Consider the following 19,882-nt stretch of genomic DNA (forward strand, 5'->3'; position numbering starts at 1 on the left):
GTTTTACCCGAGAGCGCAGGCGCCGCAGTCCGTGACAACGTGATCCAGCACGTTCTTGCCGGCGGCTTTATCGCCTTCTGTTTTCTGACGGCGGTGACCATCCGCGCGTCCAGGGTGCGCAAGGTCAGGCGCTCGCATCTCCACAGGCAGGCATTCGAACGTGAATCGCTGTCGCGCGAACTCGAAAACACAAAGAAGTTTCTCGAGACAGTGGTGGACAATATTCCGGTGCCGCTGATCGTCCAGCGCGCCAGCGACGGCCATTACCTGCTCGCCAATCGGCCCGCCGAGGCGCTTCTCAATCGCCGCCGCGAGGACGTCGTCGGGCTGACCGCATCGGATATTTTCAATCCGCGCGACGCGGAACTGATCCTTGCCCGCGATGAAGCGGCGGTCCGGAATGGCGGCTTCCTGACTCAGCATCCGATCAGCACCAGCGAGGGCCTGCGGCTGTTCCTGACCCGCCGCATCCCTGTGGCGGCGGATGACGGCGAACCGCAATACCTGATCAAGACGCATGAAGATGTGACCGATCGCCGCCAGACCGAGTCGCGCATGGTGCACATGGCCTATCACGATGGGCTGACCGACCTGCCGAACCGCACCGCGTTCCTGAAAGCATTGTCGCAGATGATCGAGTCGTGCCAGGGAACGGACGACGAGTTCGCGGTGCTGTCGGTCGATCTTGACGGCCTCAAGGAGATCAACGACGTGTTCGGTCACGCGGTCGGCGACAGGCTGCTGATCGAAGCAGCCCATCGCATTCAGGAGGCGGCGCACGGTGGCCTCATCGCGAGGCTTAGCGGCGACGAGTTCGGCGTGATCATCGATGGCGAGCAGCCCGCCGCGGGCATGGCGCTCGCCGAAAAGCTCGTCGAGGCGATGACGCCGGAATTTCTGATCGACGGCAAATCCGTCCGCGTCGGGCTGAGCAGCGGCATCGCGCTGTTTCCGCGCGATGGCATCGACCCGGCCTCGCTGCTGTCCAATTCCGGCGCCGCACTGTTCCGCGCCAAGAAAAGGTCGCGCGGATCGATCAGCATCTTCGACCCCGACATGGACCGGCAGATTCGGGATCGCCGTGCGTTGCATCAGGATCTGTCGAGCGCCATCCGGAACGGCGAACTGTCGCTGCACTACCAGCCGCAGGCACGCACGGGCCACAAACTCGATGATGGCGATGTGACCGGCTTCGAGGCGCTGGCGCGATGGACCCATCCGACCCGCGGCCTCATTCTGCCCGACGATTTCATTCCGCTTGCTGAGGAAAGCGGTCTGATCGTGGCCATGGGCGAATGGGTTCTGCGCGAGGCATGCCGGGAGGCGGCGTCCTGGCCGAACCCCATGCAGATCTCGGTCAACCTGTCGCCGGTGCAGTTCGTCCATGGCGATCTGGTCGGTCTCGTGGATTCGATCCTGCAGGAAACCGGACTCGATCCTAACCGGCTGGAACTGGAGATTACCGAAGGCGTGCTCATCGAGGACTTCGAGCGCAGTCTGACGCTGTTGCGGCGGCTGAAAGCGCTGGGCGTTCGCATTTCGATGGACGATTTCGGCAGCGGCTACTCCTCGCTGAGTTATTTTCAGGCGTTCCCATTCGACAAGATCAAGATCGACCGCGCGTTCGTGATGTATCTCGGATGCAATCCGCAGTCCGCCGCGATCGTCCGGGCGGTGATCGGCCTCGGCCACGGCCTCGACGTGTCGATCCTTGCGGAGGGCGTCGAGACGTCCGAACAATTGGGCTTTCTGGCCGACGAGGGCTGCGATGCGGTCCAGGGCTATTTCATCGGCAGGCCGGAGCCGATCGCGCGATACGCCACCCTGGTCGGGCGTCCACCCCACATTCCCGGGGCAACCAGCCGCACGGCCGGCTGACGGCCATTTTCAATCGCGGGACGACCGTGTCACCACGTCCGGGTTCCTTGTTCCTTCGCGGACTGTGTCGCGAAGTTTTGTTGTGAGTGGCGGAGCGATTTGACATTCGCTGCCTGTTTGAGCGCAAATCTGCGGGCGCGAATGCCGCATCCAAAAAGCCTTCGGCAACGTGTATTGCGATGGGTCGTTCGGACTCGCAAGGAGACGCGCTGAATGGACGCGATGCTTCATCGCGAAACGAGACGGGGTGGAATGACCGACGACGCGAGACAAGCCCCCGATGTGGCAGGGGCGGACGCCATCCCGCTGTTGCAACTCGATGCGCTCGTCAAGCGCTTCGGCCGATTTACCGCGGTCGACCGGCTGGCGCTCGACATCAAGGCAGGAGAGTTTTTCGCGCTGCTTGGGCCGAGCGGTTGTGGCAAGACCACGCTGTTGCGCATGCTGGCGGGATTCGAGACGCCGGATGTCGGCCGCATTCTTCTCGACGGCCAGGACATCGCCGGCGTTCCGCCGCACCAGCGTCCCGTCAACATGATGTTCCAGAACTATGCACTGTTTCCCCATCTCAGCGTGCAAGACAATATCGCGTTCGGACTGAAACGAGCGGGTCTGCCGCGCGGGGAAATCGAAACTCGCGTTGCGGAAATGGTCGCGCTGCTGGAACTGGAGGACATGGAAAGGCGCAAGCCCGACCAGCTTTCGGGTGGCCAGAGGCAGCGCGTGGCGCTGGCGCGCGCGCTGGCGCGGCGTCCGCGGCTGCTGCTGCTCGACGAGCCGCTCGCTGCGCTCGACAAGAAGCTGCGGGAAAACACGCAGGCCGAGCTGATGCGACTGCAGCGCCAGCTCGGCATGACCTTCATCGTCGTCACTCACGATCAGGAGGAGGCGATGATGATGGCGGACCGCATCGGGGTGATGAACGCCGGACGTCTGGTGCAGGTGGCGACGCCGCGGCAACTTTATGAGGCGCCGAATTCGCGCTGGGTCGCCGAGTTTGTCGGCGGCGTCAACATCATTGATGGTAAAATCGAATCGCGCGATGCCGGGCGCGTGACGATCGTGACGCCGGATGCCGGATGCGTGACCGCCGCAGCGCCCTTGCAGGCGCTGATGACTGACTCCATCTGCGTTGCGATCCGCCCGGAGAAGGTTCGCCTGTCGGCTCACGGGTCTGTGCCTGATGGTGGCGACGCGGCGGAGATCAACCGCCTGACAGGAGTCGTCGCCGGCATCAGCTATCTCGGCGGGCAGACGCGCTATCAGGTCAGGCTCGACAGCGGCGCGCTGCTGCGCGCGTCAGTCGCCAACACCGCGCGGCTCGATCTCGATGCGTTCGAGACCACGCAGCGCGTGGTGGCGTGTTTCGACGCCGACGACTGCGTGGTGCTCGACAGATGAGCAGGCGACACCTCTTCACAACGCCTGCCCGCAGGGCCGCGATCGCGCCGTTTCTGTGGATGACGTTGTTCTTCCTGCTGCCGTTCGGCTTCGTGCTCAAGATCAGCCTGTCCCAAACCGTCATTGCGCAGCCGCCTTATCTGCCGGTGTTCGATCCGGCGCAGGGCATGGCCGCGCTCAAGGCCGCTTTTGCTGCGCTGTCGCTGGAGAATTTCAGCCTGCTCGCCTCGGATCATCTCTATATCCTGTCCTACCTGCGAAGCCTTGCGGTCGCGCTGATATCGACGGCGATCCTGCTCGCGGTCGGCTATCCCGTCGCCTACGGCATGTCGCGACTGCCGGTGCGGTGGCAGCCGATCGCGATGATCCTAGTGATCGTTCCGTTCTGGACGTCGTTCCTGATCCGCGTCTATGCGTGGATCAACATCCTCCAGCACGACGGTATCCTCAACAAGACGCTGCTGGCGCTGCATGTCATCTCCGCGCCGATCGTATGGTTGTCCACCGACACTGCGATGTATATCGGCATCGTTTATTCCTATCTGCCGTTCATGATCCTGCCGCTCTATGCGACGCTGGCCAAGATCGATCCCGCGCTGCTCGAAGCCTCCGCCGATCTCGGCGGTTCGCGGCTGACGACATTCTGGCTGGTGACGTTTCCGCTGTCGCTGCCGGGCGCCGGCGCGGGCGCGCTGCTGTGCTTCATTCCGATCGTCGGCGAGTTCGTGATCCCGGATCTGCTGGCGGGGTCACGCTCGCCGATGATCGGGCAGACGCTGTGGCTGGAATTCTTTACCAACCGCGACTGGCCGGTGGCGTCCGCGATCGCCATCGTGCTGCTGGTGCTGCTGTTGGCGCCGCTCCTGGTGTACGAGCGGATGCAGCGCCGCCAACTCGAGGGGAGGCGATGATGGGAAATGGTGGTCCGAAGCCATCGCGCAAAACCGTCATCTCTCTCAGCGGGAAACCAAGCGGGCTGTGCGCGCGACGGAGGTCGTGCGCCAAATGAAACAACTGTCCCGTTTCAACATCACCTCGCTCACGCTCGGACTGGCGTTTCTGTATTTGCCGATCGTCGTACTCGTGATCTATTCGTTCAATGCCTCGCGGCTTGTGACGGTGTGGGGCGGGTGGTCGCTGCGGTGGTACGCGGAGTTCTTCAATGATGCCGCGATGTTGTCCGCGGCCGCGATGAGCCTGCGGGTCGGGGTCGTCTCGGCAACGGCGGCCACCATCCTCGGCACGCTCGCGGCGGTCGCCCTGACGCGCGGCGAGAACTTCCGCGGGCGCACGCTGTTTTCCGGCATGCTCTATGCGCCGCTGGTGATGCCCGAAGTCATTACCGGGTTATCCTTGCTTTTGCTGTTCGTTGCAGTCAATGCGGAGCGCGGATTCTGGACGGTCACGATCGCGCATACCACGCTGACCATGTGCTTCGTCGCCGTGGTGGTGCAATCGCGACTGGGCTCGCTCGATCGAAGCCTCGAGGAGGCCGCGATGGATCTCGGCTGCGATCCGCTGCGGGCTTTCCTCAAGGTGACGCTGCCGCTGATCCTGCCGTCGGTCGCGGCCGGCTGGATGCTGGCCTTTACGCTGTCGATGGATGATCTCGTGATCGCGAGTTTCACCACTGGCCCCGGCTCGACCACGCTGCCGATCCGGATCTATTCGGAGGTGCGCCTCGGCGTGAAGCCGGAGATCAATGCGATCTGCACATTGATCATCGGATCGATCACGCTCGTTATCATCGCCGCATCGCTGGCGTCGAAACTGTCGAGCCGGCAGGGCGAAAGCGCCGCACCGCTGTAAGAAAAGGTAGTGTTTTCGAGCGAAGCATGTCCTTCGGGCTTGATCCCAGGATGGCAGCCGGTTTGCGTGAAGAAAACGCGTCAACGACAATCCGGAGCCTCGCTCCTGATACGATCAGAATGCTCGGGTTTTGTCAGTTCGTGCGCGGCGTGGCGGATTCCGCCGGAGTGGCTGGAGCGGCCGCCTCGGGAATCGTTTTCTCGTTGGTCAGATGCTCGATTACCGAGCGAACCGCGTCGCGGGCCTTGCGGTCCTTGACCGCGTCGAGCAGCGGTGCCGATGCCTTGGAGCGGCGGATCAGGCTTTCCGGATCGGGAAAGATCAGCGGATCGTCCCACGGCCCCTGGATCACGAACGGCAGATCGAAGTTGTCGGCATTTGTCGCCTGTGTCAGGCTTGCGATGCCCTTGAGGTCGTAGTCGCGCCCGGGGACCGAGGCGGTGCCGGTGATGCTAAGACGCGCGGCCGGCCCTTCGACGCGCACATCGGTCGCGACCGCGACGCCGTCGTTGAAGCTGAGGGCGATGTTCAGCGTGTCGAACGGCGTCTTGCCGTTGCGGAAATTTCCGCCCCCTGAAAGCGGCCGGCGTTCCAGCCGCTTCAGCAACTGTTCGACGTTGAACCCGTTGATGGCGCCGTCATGCCCGGTCAGGGTTGCTGTTCCGCCGAGCGATTGCGCCAGTCCGAACGGACTCGATCCCCTGGCCTCGAGCGAGACATTCATGTTGCCGCGTCCGGCGAGCTTGCCGGTGCCGAACAGATCGCTGGCGCAGGCTTGCAGATCGACGTCGGTGAGTTGGAACTGCGCCTTCACCTCCGCGGCTGCGTCGGCTTGTGAGATGCCGAACGAGCCCTTGGCGATCCCGTCATAGATCTGCGCTTCGCCGATGCTGAGCGCCAGCGTTCCGTTGCGAAGGTTGGCGCCGAGCGCGGTCTTGCCGAGCCTCGTCGAGCCGACAGTGACCTTCGCCGCCGAAAGCCGCATGTCGAGGTCGGTGGCGGACAGCGCGTGCAGGTCGAACAACTGCCTGTTCCAGTCGCGGGCGCCGTTGGCGAGCAGACGGATGGTCTGGATATAGGGCGTGAAATCGACTGCGCCGGCGGCCAGCGTCGCCTGCAAGGTCTGCCGTCCGTTGTTGGCATAGGTCATCACGCCTTCGGCGGCGTTGCCGTCGATCTCGATATTGACGTTGGTCAGTGCGATCGATGCGCCGATCATGTTGGCGCGCGCCTTGAGCGCGAAGCGGCCGAACCCGCCGCTACCGGGCGGAGGCTGTCCGATCCAGCCCATTGCCTCGCGCAACGACGCGCTGTCGGCGGTCACCGTGCCTTCCATCATCAGGCTGACCGGGTTCGCAACCACGCCGTCGAACACGAATTTCAACGGTGCGCTGGCGATCTTGACCTTCAGGCCGGAGCGCTCGCCGGACAGCGCGGCGAGAAAATCGCTGAGGCTGATGCTGCCGTCGACGCGTTCGCCGCGCCAGTCGAACTGTCCGGTCGCTGCGAAGGAGCGGGAGATCGAGGGCCACGCCAGCGACAGATCGATGTCGCCCAGGTTTTCGGAGACCTGGTTAGCCGTGTCCTCATAACTGAGTTCGCCATCCTGGATCCGGATCTCCGAGAACGAAACCGGGCTGTCCGCTCCGGGCTTCATGGTTCGGGCGATCGTTTCGACAAACGGGGTCCAGTTGCTCTGGCCGTCGGCGGCCCGCGTCACGCGGATGTGAGGACGCAGCATCATGACGTCGGCGATCTGGAAACGCTGCATCAGGAGCGGAAGTAGCCGCAGATTGGCGGTGAGCACATCGACGCTGAGCGCAGGCGCGTCGGTATTGCCGTCCTTGATTCGGACATCATGGAACGAGACGTAGCTGCCGGGAAAAACCGAGACGTCGATGCGGCCGTCGGCAACGAAGTCGAGGCCCGTCACGGCGCGAATCTGCGTTTCCACCGCGTCGCGCAAGGCGTCGCGGTCGAGCAGCCGCGACATTGCGATCACACCGGTTAGCGCCGTTAGCGCAACTGCCAGAATTGCCGCGACCGATATTCCCAGGCGCTTCATTCCTTGGGCCATCGTCCTTGGGCCATCGTCAATGACATGTCCGGGCTGGTTGACGCCGAGCGGTCGGGCACCGGTTCGGCCGGGCCGCAACTTGATTGGTTTTCTTGACGCTTTCAAGGCCGCCGGATGGCTCCAATTCTACTATTTGCATCCCGTTGCGGCGGAAGGAGTTTTGCCTGATACTTGTCCGGTAGCCGTGCCCGGCGCGCCGGCAGGCGGCGCCGCCCTCCTTCAGGTCGCATCCCATGAACAAGGTCTACCCGGACGCCAAATCCGCCCTCGACGGCATTCTCAGGGACGGCATGTTGATCATGTCCGGCGGCTTCGGCCTTTGCGGAATCGCGGAAACGCTGGCCGATGCGATCCGCGACTCCGGCGTCAAGAATCTCACGGTCGTGTCCAACAACGCCGGTGTCGATGGCATCGGTTTGGGACGGCTGCTCGAAACCCGGCAGATCAAAAAGATGATCTCGTCCTATGTCGGCGAGAACAAGCTGTTCGCGCAGCAGTACCTCGCGGGCGATCTGGAACTCGAATTCAATCCGCAGGGCACGCTGGCGGAGCGCATCCGCGCCGGCGGCGCCGGCATTCCGGCGTTCTATACCAAGACCGGCGTCGGCACCCTGATTGCCGAAGGCAAGGAGGTGAGGGAGTTCGACGGCGAGAAATACCTGATGGAGCGGGGGCTGTTCGCGGATCTTGCCATCGTCCACGCCTGGAAGGGCGACACCGCCGGCAATCTGGTCTATCGCAAGACCGCGCGAAACTTCAATCCGATGATGGCGACCGCGGCGAAAATCACCGTCGCCGAAGTCGAACATCTCGTGCCCGCGGGCGAGATCGATCCCGATCACATCCACACGCCCGGCATCTTCGTCAAGCGCCTCGTCGAGGTAGGGAACGCCCGCAAGCACATCGAATTCCGCAACACCCGCCCGCGTCCGACGGCATGATCCGTTCAGGTGATATGCGGCTTTGCGAACGGATCGTGGCGAATGAAATGAACGGCGGTTTTATGCGCCGTCATTGCGAGTGCAGCCAAGCAATCCGCGCTTGGGATCAAGACCGGATCGCTTCGTCGCTTTGTTCCTCGCAATGACGAGATATACCAAGGAAGACAGGAGAGCCCGATGGCCTGGACCCGCGAGCAGATGGCGGCGCGCGCCGCCAAGGAATTGCGCGACGGCTATTACGTCAATCTCGGCATCGGCATTCCGACGCTGGTGTCGAATTTCATCCCCGACGGCATCGACGTGCAACTCCAGAGCGAGAACGGCATGCTCGGCATGGGTCCGTTCCCCTATGAAGGGGAGGAGGATCCCGACCTCATCAACGCCGGCAAGCAGACGGTGAGCGAACTGCCGACCACGAGCTATTTCTCCTCGGCCGACTCGTTCGGCATGGTGCGCGGCGGCCATATCGACCTGTCCATCCTCGGCGCGATGCAGGTGGCGCAGAACGGCGACCTCGCCAACTGGATGATCCCCGGCAAGATGGTCAAGGGAATGGGCGGCGCGATGGATCTCGTCGCCGGCGTCAAGCGTGTCGTCGTAGTGATGGAGCATTCCGCCAAGGACGGCCCCAAGCTGCTCAAGCGCTGCACGCTGCCGCTGACCGGCGAAAAGGTCGTCGATATGGTCGTGACCGATCTTGCGGTGTTCACCATCGACAAGCACGGCAAGGACGGCATGATACTGATTGAACTCGCCGACGGAGTCACACTTGACGAGGTCAGGGCCAAGACCGAAGCCGAATACCGCGTTGCCCTGACGAACGATTGAGCCACTGGCGTCGTCCCCATGTCTGGCGGTTACCGAACGAAGCGCGCACCTCTCTTCGACCTCTTCCTGATGGGGAGAGGTGAAGACAACCAACGATCAGCGCCGTCCGCCGAGTTCCCGGGGCAGGAGGCTTGAGCTGATGTCGCCGTCTGCGATGCCCGATTGCGGCTGGATGTAGCCGGCCGAGAACGACAGGCTGAGGTTCGACGTCGGCCGGATTTCGACGCCCGCATGGAAGCTGGAGGCGGCGGTCGTGCCGGCACCTGGATTCAAGGACGTGATCGTGTTGAAGGCGTCCGGACCAAATTTCAGCGTATCGATGCCGCCGAATACCGTGACAGGCATGTTGCCTGCGCCTTTGAAGTTGTAGCCGACCTGCGTGCTGTCATAAGACAGCGCGCCGAAATTGCCGAACGCGCCGCCGGTGCCGTTCCAGCCGAAGCCTGCGAGCGAGCCGGCGGGCGCGCTGTAGCTTCGGACAGAAAATCCGCTTTTGTCAGTCTGTTCGAGGTCAAGCCCCGGAACGTTGCCGTACGTTGCCGCGCCGCCGGAATCAGCCGCGCCGCCAAAGCCGAACGGTCCAAACGGAATCCAGTATTTCACGGGCCCGCCTTGAGCGAGCGCTGCCGACCAGTTCAGGCAGAGCGCAACCGCCAAAACCAGTCTATACGTTTTCGAGAATGTCGACATTCGAGCCTCGGCGACCAAGCAATTGTATACTAGGTCATCGAGCAGTCACAGGCCAGCGATCCATGCAGGCCACCGGCATCGCTATTTCGAAGCCAGCGCCTTCGCCTGCGCGAACACCACCTCGATCAGCGTGCCGGAATGTGGTCCGGTCCTGATGTGGAACTGGGCGCGGTTGGCTTCCACCAGCGCCTTGGTGAGCGACAGGCTGACGCCGGCGCTCTCCGAGGCCTGATCGTTCGGCGCCTGCGTGCGGAAGGGCTCCGTCGCGGCCGCAACCTCGTTGTCGTTGAGCCCGTGGCCGGTGTCGCGCACGCGCAACGCCACGTCGCCGAAATCGTTGAGCGCCGTCGAGACGATGACCTGGCCGCCGGCATTGGCGAGATGGATCGAATTGCCGATCAGGTTGAGCGTGATCTGGCGCAACGCCTGCGCGTCCGCCACGACCGGCGGCAGCGTATGCGCGAGCGAGGTGCGGATGATGATGCGTTCGCGATTGGCCTGCGGCTGCATCACCGCGACGCATTGCTCGACCAGTTCGTTGAGGTTCTGGTTGACGAAGGCGAGATCGAGCTTGCCGGTCTCGATCCGCGACAGGTCGAGCAGGTCGTCGATGAAAGCGATGATGCGCTCGCCGGAAGCGCGGATGTCCTTCATGTATTCGCCGTAGCGTTCGTTGCCGAGCGGACCGAATTTCTCCTCGCTCATCACTTCCGCAAAGCCGATGATGGCGTTGAGCGGCGTTCGGATTTCGTGGCTGATGCGGGCCAGCACATCGGCCTTGGCGTTCGCCGCGCGATCGGCCTGCCGCCGCGCCTGCGACAGTTCGGTCTCGACCTTTCTCGCCTGCGACAGGTCGCGGAACACCGCGAAAAAATTGGGACCATCGGCCCGCGTCCGGCCCATCGTCATCGACAGCGGGATCAGGCCGCCATCGCGCACGCGGCCCAATACCTCGCGGCCGTGATCGAGCAGGCTTGCGACGCCGTCGGCCGTAAGTCCGCTGAGATAGTCGCGCACGGCGCCCTGACTTTCCGGTGCGAACAGATCGACGAGATTGAGCTGCGCGAGACTGTCGCCCGGGTGACCGAACAGCGCCTCGGCGCTGCGATTACAGGCGGTGATCCGTCCGCCTTCGTCGAACATCAGGATGCCTTCGGTCGTGGTGTCGAGAATGGCGCCGAGTTCCTCGGCGGTGGCTTGGTCCACGGGAGAGCCCGGCGCACTGGCGCAGATCAGCGCATGCGCAGGCTCGCCATCCCACGCGATCGTAAAGAGATGAGCGGTGATCGGTTGCTTCCGCGCGCCCGACGGCGCGGTAGCCGAGATAGTGACGGGAGAGCCGGTGGCAGGGTTGCTGTCGGAGATGGGCACGCCGGATTCGACCAGCAGCGCGTCGAGTCCTCCGGCCTGCTCCAGCGCGGCCAGGCCGTCACAGCCGACCTGCGCGAGAAAGGCCGGATTGGCATAAAGCACGCGGTCGAGCCGGCACACCATTACGCCGGTCGGAAGCAGGTCGAGCACCCGCCTGTCGCGCGTGCTGTCGGCCTGCGGTGCGGATGGCGCGGCTTCCGGCAAAGGCAGTTCGTCTTCCTGGGGTCTGGTGTCGGATTGATCCTGGGACTGGTCCTGGGATTGTTCTTGAAGTGATTCCTGCGCAAGGGGCGGCTCGGTGGCGGCATCGTGTTCGGAAGCGTTCTGCTCGCCCTCGAGCCGCGCCGAAAGCTGCCGAGCCAATTCGTTGAAAGCGTTGTTCTCGACAGGGGTGAGCGAAGGCGGCTTCAGATCGGTCGGGGACCTGAACGGCAGGACATTCTTGGGCGTTTCCACGACTGAATCCGGTTCTGCTGGCTGAAGTGAAAATTCGGAGGCGGACGCCGCGTCGGAAGACGTCGGTATGGCCGCCGGTTGCGGGTGGGAGATTTTGCTGAACAAAAATTCGTGATGCCGATGCGCTGCGAGCCGCGCCAGCCCTTCACGATCGCGGCAGACGCCGAAGCCGCGATAGCCTGCGAAATTCCGCGCGCGATCGTAGATCGGCAGCCCCGACAATTCGACCGACAAGCGAGTGTCGGATCCATCGACAGGCCAAAGCAGAGTGATGCCGCTCCATGTGTCGCGAGTGGCGATCGCCTTCGCAACGCGGCCTTCGGGATCGAGTCCGAACACCTCCGTGATCTCGCTCCACAACCGACCGAAGCCGGCTGACGTGCGCATGCCGATCACGCGGGTGAAGTCGTCCGAGCCGAGCGAGAAACGGCCTTCCGCATCCATCCGCCACATGAAGCGCAAGGGATGACGACGCATTCCCGGAAGGGAATCGCGCGACCGGGCATCGTCAGGCGCGCGTGGTGCATCGACGGTTGGCGTCGAGGCAACAGCCGCTTCTTTCCACGACGGCGGTGCAGATTGCGGTTCAGGCGGCGGCGACGCGCTCCCCGAGGCGGAGGAACCTGCAACCTCCGGTGCGAGCAGCGCGACGAGTCCGACGTCGCGGCCGCTGCCGACACGTTGCAGCACCATGTGCAACGGACCTGTCGACGTCTCGGCGCGGCCCTCGCGCAGCGCTTCTTCGCGCGCGCCTTCCAGCCCGGCCTCGGCCAGGCTGTGAAAGCCGAGCAGCGGCCGTGCGGCGTCGTTGGCGCTGACCAAACGTCCGTCGTGCGCGAACGCGGCGATCGGCGTCCCAACCCCTTCTGTCAGTCGTTGCAAGCGTTCGATCAGCGGCATGCCGTCGCCAACCGGCTCCACGCAGGTGACGAGGATGCCCTCGGTGCCGTCCGGAAAATCCAGCCGCGCGCAGGCGCAGGTGACGAGGCCGCCGAGCGTTGCGCCAAAGCCGCGGAGGCGTTCGAGCCGCACCGCGCCTGCCGGCGGCAGTCGATCCGCAAGCCGGGATACTTGCTGCCGGTGCGGATCGTCTGGACCGAAGTTTCGCGATGCAAGCGCGGACGTACTGGCGACGCCGAATATGGAAGCCCCGACCGGATTGGCCCACAGCAGGCGCGTCCCGTCGGACGACCACAGCCATGCCGGTTGCGCGCCCGCTGCATGAACGGCGAGCCGCTGATCTGTCACGCCGAGCAATTGGAAACCGGCGGTGGTTTCGGCGCTGGTCATGGGCACCGTGTTGTTCGACGTCTCTGGTTGTTGGCTGCCGCGTTGCGTATCCCGGCACCGTGGCAATTCGTCAGTATCGCGTCCTGCCCGACTGAGGTCCACGGCTCGGATTCCGTAATCCCCGCTAAAGCCGGGATAACCTTAATTCGGCCGTTGTTTATGGACCTCCGCGGCTCGAAGCACGTTGAGATGTTGCAAAAGCAAATCAGAGGTCCACGATAGGAAGCCGTGAAGAAAGCGGCGGGGGCATGCAACAGGAGTGGCGATCATGAGCGATGAAGGGCGTGACCGTTTCGAGATTCCGAACGACATGCGGTCGATGGCCGAAGCTGGTTTCGAGCAGGCGCGCAAGGCTTTCGAGAGTTTTCTCAGCGGAGCCCAGCAGACCGCCAGTTCGATCGAAGGGCGCAATGAGGCGGTTCGCAGCAGCGTTCGCGACATCAGCAGCAAGGCGATCTCCTTCGCCCAGCAGAATATGACGGCGTCGCTGGACTATGCCGAGAAGCTTCTCCGCGCCACCGATCTCTCCGAGGTGATGCGGCTGCACACCGAATATGTGCAGAGTCAGATGAAGGCGTTGACCGAACAGGCCAGTGAAATAGGGCAAAGCATGGGCCGGGCCGCCATGGAAATGGGGAAGCCCAAGATCTGACCTGAAATCTGACTGGGGTCGCGTGGAACCGGGCGCGAGGAGCTTTTCGAACTTTTGATCGATTAAGGTGTTTTTGCGATGCAAAATCTTGTTGCATTGCACAATGGCTATGATAGTAGTTTTGGAGACTGCTTTGCCCGGCGGCGATGATACCGAATCCGGGCATCCGTGATCCGTATCCGCCGTTTTGAAGGTTGCTTGCAGGATCACGCGGTTTCATCCGATGCGAAGGACATACGCCATGACCAACACAGCCGATCCGTTTGAAGTCCCCGAGCAGGTGCGCGCATTCGCCGAAAAAGGCATTGCGCAAGCCCGCGACAACTACGCGAAATTCAAGGAAGCCGCGCAGGACGGCAACGGCGCCGTTGAGGCGGTATTCAGCGCCGCCAGCAAGGGCGCACACGCTTACTCCACAAAGCTGCTCGGCTTTGGTCAGGCCAACACCAGCGCCGGCTTCGATTTTCTGCAGGAACTGGTGGGAGCGAAGTCGCTGTCCGATGTGACCGAAGTGTGGAGCAATCATGCCCGCAAGCAATTCGGGACATTTGCAGCGCAGGCCAAGGAGCTCTCCGAACTGGCTCAGGAGATCGCGGTCGAAACAGCCGAGCCGATCAGGACCGGCGCGTCGAAACTGTTCCAGTCGGCTGCGTGATCGATCAGAGTCGCGGCTTGCGACAAACCCGAATCGGACAAACCCGAACCGGAAGGGTTCGGGTTTCGTTTCCGAGAACATCTCGTCGAATGCTCTTGATTCCGCACAGGAAGCCGAATTTGTAACGGCAGGGCGAGGGGCCAGGGGCATTGTTGTTGGGTCGTCGACTTAAGCGGCTGGCCTCGCGATAACCGATGGTTGCGGCCTTGCCAAAGCAGAGCGTTGCTCCTAGTTTCCGCCCCGCTCGCCTCCGTTTTTCGGGACGCGAACAGGATGCAGTTGTAGCTCAGTTGGTTAGAGCGCCTGTCTGTGGAACAGGAGGTCGGTGGTTCGAGCCCACCCAACTGTACCAACACAATCAATAGCTTAGACGTTTCCAACGCAGAACAGCGCGCGAACATGAGACTTTTAAAAGCCTCATGTGAGCCTTTGCGGCGGCGCTGTGCTTCTGTGCGCCGTGATACAGCATACCGTCGACGGTCATGGCCGTATCAGGTGGCGCTCGCTGACGGCAGCGAGGGGCCGAACGCGCGCCGGCGTTCTGCCAGCGGCACGATCGGTCGCTTCACGTGATGGGGGGCCGGCCGGGACGTATGCCTGGTCGGTCTTCTGTTCGCGCGGCATGCCGATGCCGAGTGGTTTCGCGAGCAGCTCGGCCGCCGCCGTCCCCCAAGAGCCTAGCCGACCGTCTTCGGCGGCGTATCCCTGCTTTTCGCATCTCCGCCCGTTGACCAGATCGCTTAGTCTGCATAACGTCAACCAAAGTTGACACAATGCGGCGCGGCCTGACAAGCTGCTTGGGGAACTGGATCGGTCCGGTCGGCCGTGAACCGCTCGGCAACGGCGCGGCTGATCTGATGGAGCGCTGCAGGACGGAGGACACTCATGGCGAGGGCCTTTCCATTTTCGGCGATCGTCGGCCAGGACGAGATGAAGCTTGCCTTGATGATTGCGGCCGTCGATCCCCGGATCGGCGGCGTTCTCGCCTTCGGCGACCGGGGGTCCGGGAAATCGACAGCGGTTCGCGCGCTGGCGGCGCTTTTGCCGACCATGCGGGCCGTCGTGGACTGCCGCTATCAGTGCGATCCCGATGACGTCGCCTCGTGGTGCGAGGCCTGCAGGGCACAAGCCCTCAAGGGTAAGCTGAAGTCACATCGCGTGCCGGTGCCGGTGGTCGACCTGCCGCTCGGAGCGACCGAAGACCGCGTGGTCGGCGCGCTCGATCTCGAGCGCGCGCTGGCGCATGGCGAGAAAACCTTCGAGGCCGGATTGTTGGCGCGGGCCAATCGCGGCTTCCTTTATATCGACGAGGTGAACCTGCTGGAGGACCATCTGGTCGATCTCCTGCTCGATGTCGCTGCCTCCGGCGAGAACGTCGTCGAACGGGACGGGCTCAGTATCCGGCATCCCGCCAGAATCGTTCTTGTCGGCACTGGCAATCCGGAGGAGGGCGAGTTGCGTCCGCAACTGCTTGATCGCTTCGGTCTGTCGGTCGAGGTCAAGACGCCGGACGACCTGCTGACGCGGATCGAAGTGATCAAGCGGCGGGATGCGTTCGAAAACAATCCTGCCGACTTTGTCGCGCAATGGGCGAAGCAGGAAGCAAAGTCGCGGAAGACGATTCTGTCGGCCCGTGAGCGGATCGATGAGGTCTTGGTCTCCGACGCCATGCTGACAAGGGCTGCGCAACTGTGCATGTCGCTCGGCACGGACGGACTGCGCGGTGAATTAACGCTCATGCGGGCCGCGCGTGCGGTCGCTGCCATCGAGGGCGAAAAGGTTGTCAACGAAGACCATTTGAAGCGTGTCGCACCGGCCGCTTTGCGGCATCGGCTGCGCCGCAATCCGCTCGACGAATCCGGAGCGAGCGTGCGGGTCGAGCGTGCGCTCGCCGAATGTTTTGCCGCATGAGCGCGGGCGCGGCGATCTGGCTGGACGCGGTAACCTCGGCCGCCTTGTTCGCGGTCGATCCCGTCGGCGTTGGTGGCATTTGCGTCCGGGCGAGTCCGGGCCCGGTGAGGGATCGCTGGCTCGTGACCTTGCGGGCCTGCTTTCCGCTTTCCGTCCCGTTCCGAAAATTGCCGCCCGCGATTTCGGAGGACCGCCTGCTGGGCGGCCTCGATCTGGCGGCGACGCTGCGGGCGGGACGCCCGGTGGTCGACCGGGGGTTGCTGGCGGACATCGATGGCGGCGTCTTGCTTGCGGTGATGGCCGAACGGCTGCCGCCCGCCACGGTGGGGCGTTTGAATGCCGTCATGGATCGCCGCGAGGTCGTTGTCGAGCGCGACGGCGTGTCTCGCCGGATGCCGTCATCCTTTGGCGTCGTCGCCTTCGATGAAGGTCTGGACGATGAACAGGCGCCTGCTGCGTTGCGCGACCGTCTCGCGTTCCAGATCGATCTCCAGTCCTTGGGGAGCGTGGACGTGAGTGCTGCCGGCTTCGACTTCGAGGCCGACGATCTCATTGCGGCCCGTCGCCGATTGGCGGAGACGACGATAGCGGCGGACCTTGTCGAGACACTATGCCAGGTTGCGGTCTCACTCGGCATCGCCTCGCTTCGCGCTCCCCTGCTGGCGGTCCGTGTGGCGCGGGCAGCGGCGGCGCTTGCCGATGATGAAACCGTGCAACGCGCACATCTGGAACTCGCTGCACGATTGGTGCTGGGTCCGCGCGCGACGGTGTTGCCGGCGCCGCCCGAGCAGGAGCAGGAGCGGCCCTGCGATCAAGATCCCGGCGAAGCAGAGGACAGTCGCGACGACGAAATCTCGATCGAGGATCTCGTTCTCGAAGCTGCACAGGCCGCGATCCCGCCCGACCTGTTGAAGCGGCTGCAGGACAATAGCCTCAATCGACCTCGCAATACGAGTGCCGGCAAGCAGGGACAGTCACGGGCGGGTCCGCGGCGCGGCCGGCCCACCGGTGTGCGCCGTGGCGATCTCGGCCGCGGCGCTGGGCTGAATCTGCTGGAAACGTTGCGCGCGGCTGCGCCTTGGCAGCCGCTTCGCCGGATTTCAGCGAGCAACGAATTCGGGGGAGCGACACGCATTCTGATCCGCAAGGAAGATTTCCGCATCAAACGCTTCAAGCAACGGAGCGCGACGTCGACGATCTTCGTCGTGGATGCTTCCGGCTCCTCGGCGTTACAGCGACTCGCCGAAGTCAAGGGCGCGATCGAGTTGCTGCTGGCCGATTGCTACATCCGGCGCGATGAGGTCGCATTGATCGCATTTCGCGGCCAGACGGCCGACCTGGTTCTGCCTCCGACGCGATCCTTGACCCGTGTCAGGCGCAGCCTTGCAGCGATTGCCGGCGGTGGCGGAACGCCGTTGTCGGTCGCGATCGCATCGGCGACCACGCTCGCGTCCGCGGTTCGCAGCAAAGGTCATTCGCCGACGGTCGTGCTGATGACAGATGGGCGCGCCAACATGACACGCGACGGCAGCGGAGGCCGTGCCGCTGCGGAAGCCGAAGCGCACGAGGCAGCGCGGCAGTTGCGTGTCACCGGTATTCCCGCTGTCGTCATCGACACCTCACCGCGTCCGCACCCGCAGGCCGAGCGGATCGCGACGGAGATGAGGGCGCGGTATGTCGCGCTACCCTATGCCGATGCCACAAGGCTCTCGCGCGCGGTACAGGCAAACATCCGCGGGGATGGTCAGGCATGATGATCGCTAACCCGCTTCAGCACCGTTCCCCCCGTGCGATCGGGGTCTCCGCATCGTCGTCCGACCGGCGGCGGCTGGGTGTCCGCACGAGATCGAATTCCAGCATGCTGGAACGAACAATCGTCAACATGCGTTCTCACGGCCTGGTGACAAGATATCCTGTCATCTGGATGCCTCAATGCCGTATTTGGCCGGCAAGTAAAGCGGTCAGACAATGAGAGGACGATCGATGCTGCAGGTCTCATCAACGGCAAACGCCCAGAGCGCCAACCTGGCACGCGAGGAGGTGCTGCCGACGCCGCTGTCCGGCAGGCGCACCGAACTTGCCGATCGGCACAGCGGCCAGGTCATGCTCTACGGCCAGGGGCTGACGTCTCCCGGCGGGACCGCGCCGCCCTTGCTGTTGGTGCACAGCATCAATGCAGCCGGAACGGCGTACGAGATGAAGCCCTTGTTCGAGCACTATAGCGGCAAGCGTGCGGTCTATGCTCTGGACCTTCCGGGTTTCGGCCTGTCCGACCGCAGCGATCGAAAGTATACGCCGCGACTGATGACGGACGCCATCCATGCAGCCGTCCACGAAATCCAGCGGGCGGAGGGCGATGGCCCCATCGACATCGCCGCGCTGTCGCTGGGATGTGAGTTCGCGGCGCGCGCCGCGACCGAGACGCCGAACGCGTTCCGCAGCATTGCGCTCATCAGTCCGACCGGTTTCGATCGCCGATCTGCCCGTGCTGCAGGGCAGACTGGAGGTGATGGCACGCGCGCGATGCCCTGGCTGCTTGGATTGCTGAGGGTTCCGCTATGGAGGCAGGGCTTTTTCTCGGCTCTTACCTCCCGCGCCAGCATCCGCTTCTTCCTTCAGAAGACCTGGGGTTCGAAAGAGATCGACGAGGGGTTGCTCGAGTACGATTACATCACCACGCATCAACCGGGCGCGGAGAACGCACCGTACTATTTCGTGTCGGGCTACCTCTTCAGCACGGATGCGATGAAACTCTACCGAAGCCTCTCGATGCCCGTCTGGATGTCCCACGGTGCGCGCGGAGACTTTGTCGACTATGAACAAAAAGACCTCGTCCAGCGGTTGCCGAACTGGGATATTTCGGTTTTTCAGACAGGCGCCATGCCGCATTTAGAAAAGCCTGCGGAATTCATCGCGCTCTATGACAGCTTCCTGAATCGTTTGGCGACGAAATAACTCATATCCGAGACGCTGAATCGGTGACTTCGTAACTTCTTTGTCAGTGGCGGCACGATGGGTGCAAAACTATCCTGGCGTGCCGACGGCGCGGACTGGCCCAATCGCGAAGCAAGCCGCTTCGTGGAAGCCGCCGGGTATCGCTGGCACGTTCAAATCATGGGATCCGGTCCCGTCGCGCTGCTTGCGCACGGCACCGGATCGGCCACGCATTCCTGGCGCGCGCTGATGCCGCTTCTGGCCCGGCACTTCACGGTGGTCGCGCCGGATTTGCCTGGTCACGGTTTTACCGAGATGCCGCCGGCCTTTCGTTTGTCGCTTCCCAGCATGGCGCGGGATCTCGCCGCGCTCTGCAGGCAACTCGATGTGAAACCGCAATTCGCGATCGGCCATTCGGCCGGAGCCGCGATTCTCACGCGCATGGCGCTCGACCGATCGATCGAGCCGAGCCTGATCGTCAGCCTCAACGGCGCCTTTCTTCCGTTCGGCGGCATTGCCGCGCTGGTGTTTTCGCCGCTCGCCAAAGCCTTGACGTTCAACCCGCTGGTGCCACGGCTGGTCGCGCGGCGTGGCGGTGATCCGGCGGCGGTGCACCGGTTGATCGCCGGAACAGGATCGATCATCGACGCCGAAGGCGAGCGGCTCTACGGCAAGCTCGTCTCTACCCCCGCGCATGTGGCGGCCGCCCTGCAGATGATGGCGAATTGGGATCTGCGTCCGCTGGTCCGTGATCTGCCCAGGCTGCAACCGGCTCTCCTGCTGATCGCAGCCTCCAACGATCGCACGATTCCGCCGGACATTGCGCGCAGGGTTCGAGAGATCTTGCCCAAGGCAAAATTGAAGATGATCCCGGGGCATGGTCACCTCATGCACGAGGAAGTGCCCGAACTTGCCGCGCAAATCATCATTGACGAAGGAATCTCTTCCGGTGTCATTGCGCCGCAACATGGAATGTCAACCTGACTTGA

Annotated in this window: 14 protein-coding genes, 1 tRNA gene and 1 pseudogene; 13 read left to right on the forward strand and 3 right to left on the reverse strand. The window is 63.4% G+C overall.

Translation table 11 applies throughout. The features are described from left to right. Nucleotides 1-156 precede the first annotated feature (156 nt). From ACS3WB_RS03880 to ACS3WB_RS03895, 4 genes and pseudogenes are all read left to right on the forward strand, one after another. Nucleotides 157-1,878, forward strand: a pseudogene (locus ACS3WB_RS03880) (putative bifunctional diguanylate cyclase/phosphodiesterase); the annotation flags it as partial. A gap of 252 nt (nucleotides 1,879-2,130) precedes the next feature. Next, on the forward strand, nucleotides 2,131-3,279 hold the full coding sequence (locus ACS3WB_RS03885; protein WP_438274248.1) for an ABC transporter ATP-binding protein: 1,149 nt from the start codon (nucleotides 2,131-2,133) through the stop codon (nucleotides 3,277-3,279). Next, on the forward strand, nucleotides 3,276-4,190 hold the full coding sequence (locus tag ACS3WB_RS03890; protein WP_438274249.1) for an ABC transporter permease: 915 nt from the start codon (nucleotides 3,276-3,278) through the stop codon (nucleotides 4,188-4,190). The genes ACS3WB_RS03885 and ACS3WB_RS03890 overlap by 4 nt, the downstream gene beginning before the upstream one ends. 94 nt (nucleotides 4,191-4,284) lie before the next feature. Continuing rightward, nucleotides 4,285-5,088: an ABC transporter permease gene (locus ACS3WB_RS03895; RefSeq protein ID WP_438274250.1), complete on the forward strand. Its 804-nt coding sequence runs from the start codon at nucleotides 4,285-4,287 to the stop codon at nucleotides 5,086-5,088. Between the two features lie 133 nt (nucleotides 5,089-5,221). Here ACS3WB_RS03895 and ACS3WB_RS03900 read toward each other — a convergent pair whose 3' ends face one another. After that, entirely contained in the window at nucleotides 5,222-7,153 is a 1,932-nt protein-coding gene (locus ACS3WB_RS03900; RefSeq protein WP_438274251.1) for an AsmA family protein, read from the reverse strand. Nucleotides 7,154-7,398: 245 nt separating this feature from the next. Between ACS3WB_RS03900 and ACS3WB_RS03905 the strand changes: the two genes are divergently transcribed. Together ACS3WB_RS03905 and ACS3WB_RS03910 are read left to right on the forward strand one after the other, a co-directional pair. Further along, nucleotides 7,399-8,106 carry a CoA transferase subunit A gene (locus ACS3WB_RS03905; protein ID WP_438274252.1) on the forward strand — a complete coding sequence of 236 codons (708 nt, stop codon included), beginning with the start codon at nucleotides 7,399-7,401 and terminating at the stop codon, nucleotides 8,104-8,106. Nucleotides 8,107-8,283: 177 nt separating this feature from the next. Beyond that, entirely contained in the window at nucleotides 8,284-8,934 is a 651-nt protein-coding gene (locus tag ACS3WB_RS03910) for a CoA transferase subunit B (RefSeq protein WP_438274253.1), read from the forward strand. Nucleotides 8,935-9,030: 96 nt separating this feature from the next. Here ACS3WB_RS03910 and ACS3WB_RS03915 read toward each other — a convergent pair whose 3' ends face one another. Further along, nucleotides 9,031-9,624 carry a hypothetical protein gene (locus ACS3WB_RS03915; RefSeq protein WP_438274254.1) on the reverse strand — a complete coding sequence of 198 codons (594 nt, stop codon included), beginning with the start codon at nucleotides 9,622-9,624 and terminating at the stop codon, nucleotides 9,031-9,033. 81 nt (nucleotides 9,625-9,705) lie between these two features. Beyond that, nucleotides 9,706-12,741, reverse strand: coding sequence for a PAS domain-containing protein (locus ACS3WB_RS03920; RefSeq protein WP_438274255.1), 3,036 nt, complete (start codon nucleotides 12,739-12,741; stop codon nucleotides 9,706-9,708). A 268-nt stretch (nucleotides 12,742-13,009) separates the two neighbouring features. On the opposite strand from ACS3WB_RS03920, the gene ACS3WB_RS03925 reads away from it, so the two are divergent. The 7 genes from ACS3WB_RS03925 to bchO all read left to right on the forward strand — a co-directional run bounded on the left by ACS3WB_RS03925 (nucleotide 13,010) and on the right by bchO (nucleotide 19,877). Beyond that, nucleotides 13,010-13,393 carry a phasin gene (locus ACS3WB_RS03925; RefSeq protein ID WP_438274256.1) on the forward strand — a complete coding sequence of 128 codons (384 nt, stop codon included), beginning with the start codon at nucleotides 13,010-13,012 and terminating at the stop codon, nucleotides 13,391-13,393. A 241-nt stretch (nucleotides 13,394-13,634) separates the two neighbouring features. Next, nucleotides 13,635-14,048 carry a phasin gene (locus ACS3WB_RS03930; RefSeq protein ID WP_438274257.1) on the forward strand — a complete coding sequence of 138 codons (414 nt, stop codon included), beginning with the start codon at nucleotides 13,635-13,637 and terminating at the stop codon, nucleotides 14,046-14,048. A 275-nt stretch (nucleotides 14,049-14,323) separates the two neighbouring features. Continuing rightward, nucleotides 14,324-14,400, forward strand: a tRNA-His gene (locus tag ACS3WB_RS03935). A 533-nt stretch (nucleotides 14,401-14,933) separates the two neighbouring features. Beyond that, on the forward strand, nucleotides 14,934-15,959 hold the full coding sequence (bchI, locus tag ACS3WB_RS03940) for a magnesium chelatase ATPase subunit I (RefSeq protein ID WP_438274258.1): 1,026 nt from the start codon (nucleotides 14,934-14,936) through the stop codon (nucleotides 15,957-15,959). Continuing rightward, nucleotides 15,956-17,713, forward strand: a complete 1,758-nt coding sequence (locus ACS3WB_RS03945; RefSeq protein WP_438274259.1) for a magnesium chelatase subunit D — start codon at nucleotides 15,956-15,958, stop codon at nucleotides 17,711-17,713. Before bchI ends, ACS3WB_RS03945 begins: the two co-directional genes overlap by 4 nt. 232 nt (nucleotides 17,714-17,945) lie before the next feature. Next, nucleotides 17,946-18,914 carry an alpha/beta fold hydrolase gene (locus ACS3WB_RS03950; RefSeq protein WP_438274365.1) on the forward strand — a complete coding sequence of 323 codons (969 nt, stop codon included), beginning with the start codon at nucleotides 17,946-17,948 and terminating at the stop codon, nucleotides 18,912-18,914. A gap of 57 nt (nucleotides 18,915-18,971) precedes the next feature. Next, complete coding sequence (gene bchO, locus ACS3WB_RS03955; protein WP_438274260.1) at nucleotides 18,972-19,877, forward strand: alpha/beta fold hydrolase BchO; 906 nt, start codon at nucleotides 18,972-18,974, stop codon at nucleotides 19,875-19,877. Nucleotides 19,878-19,882: the final 5 nt, after the last annotated feature.

The sequence above is a fragment of the Nitrobacter sp. genome (genome assembly GCF_051535215.1).
Classification (GTDB): domain Bacteria; phylum Pseudomonadota; class Alphaproteobacteria; order Rhizobiales; family Xanthobacteraceae; genus Nitrobacter.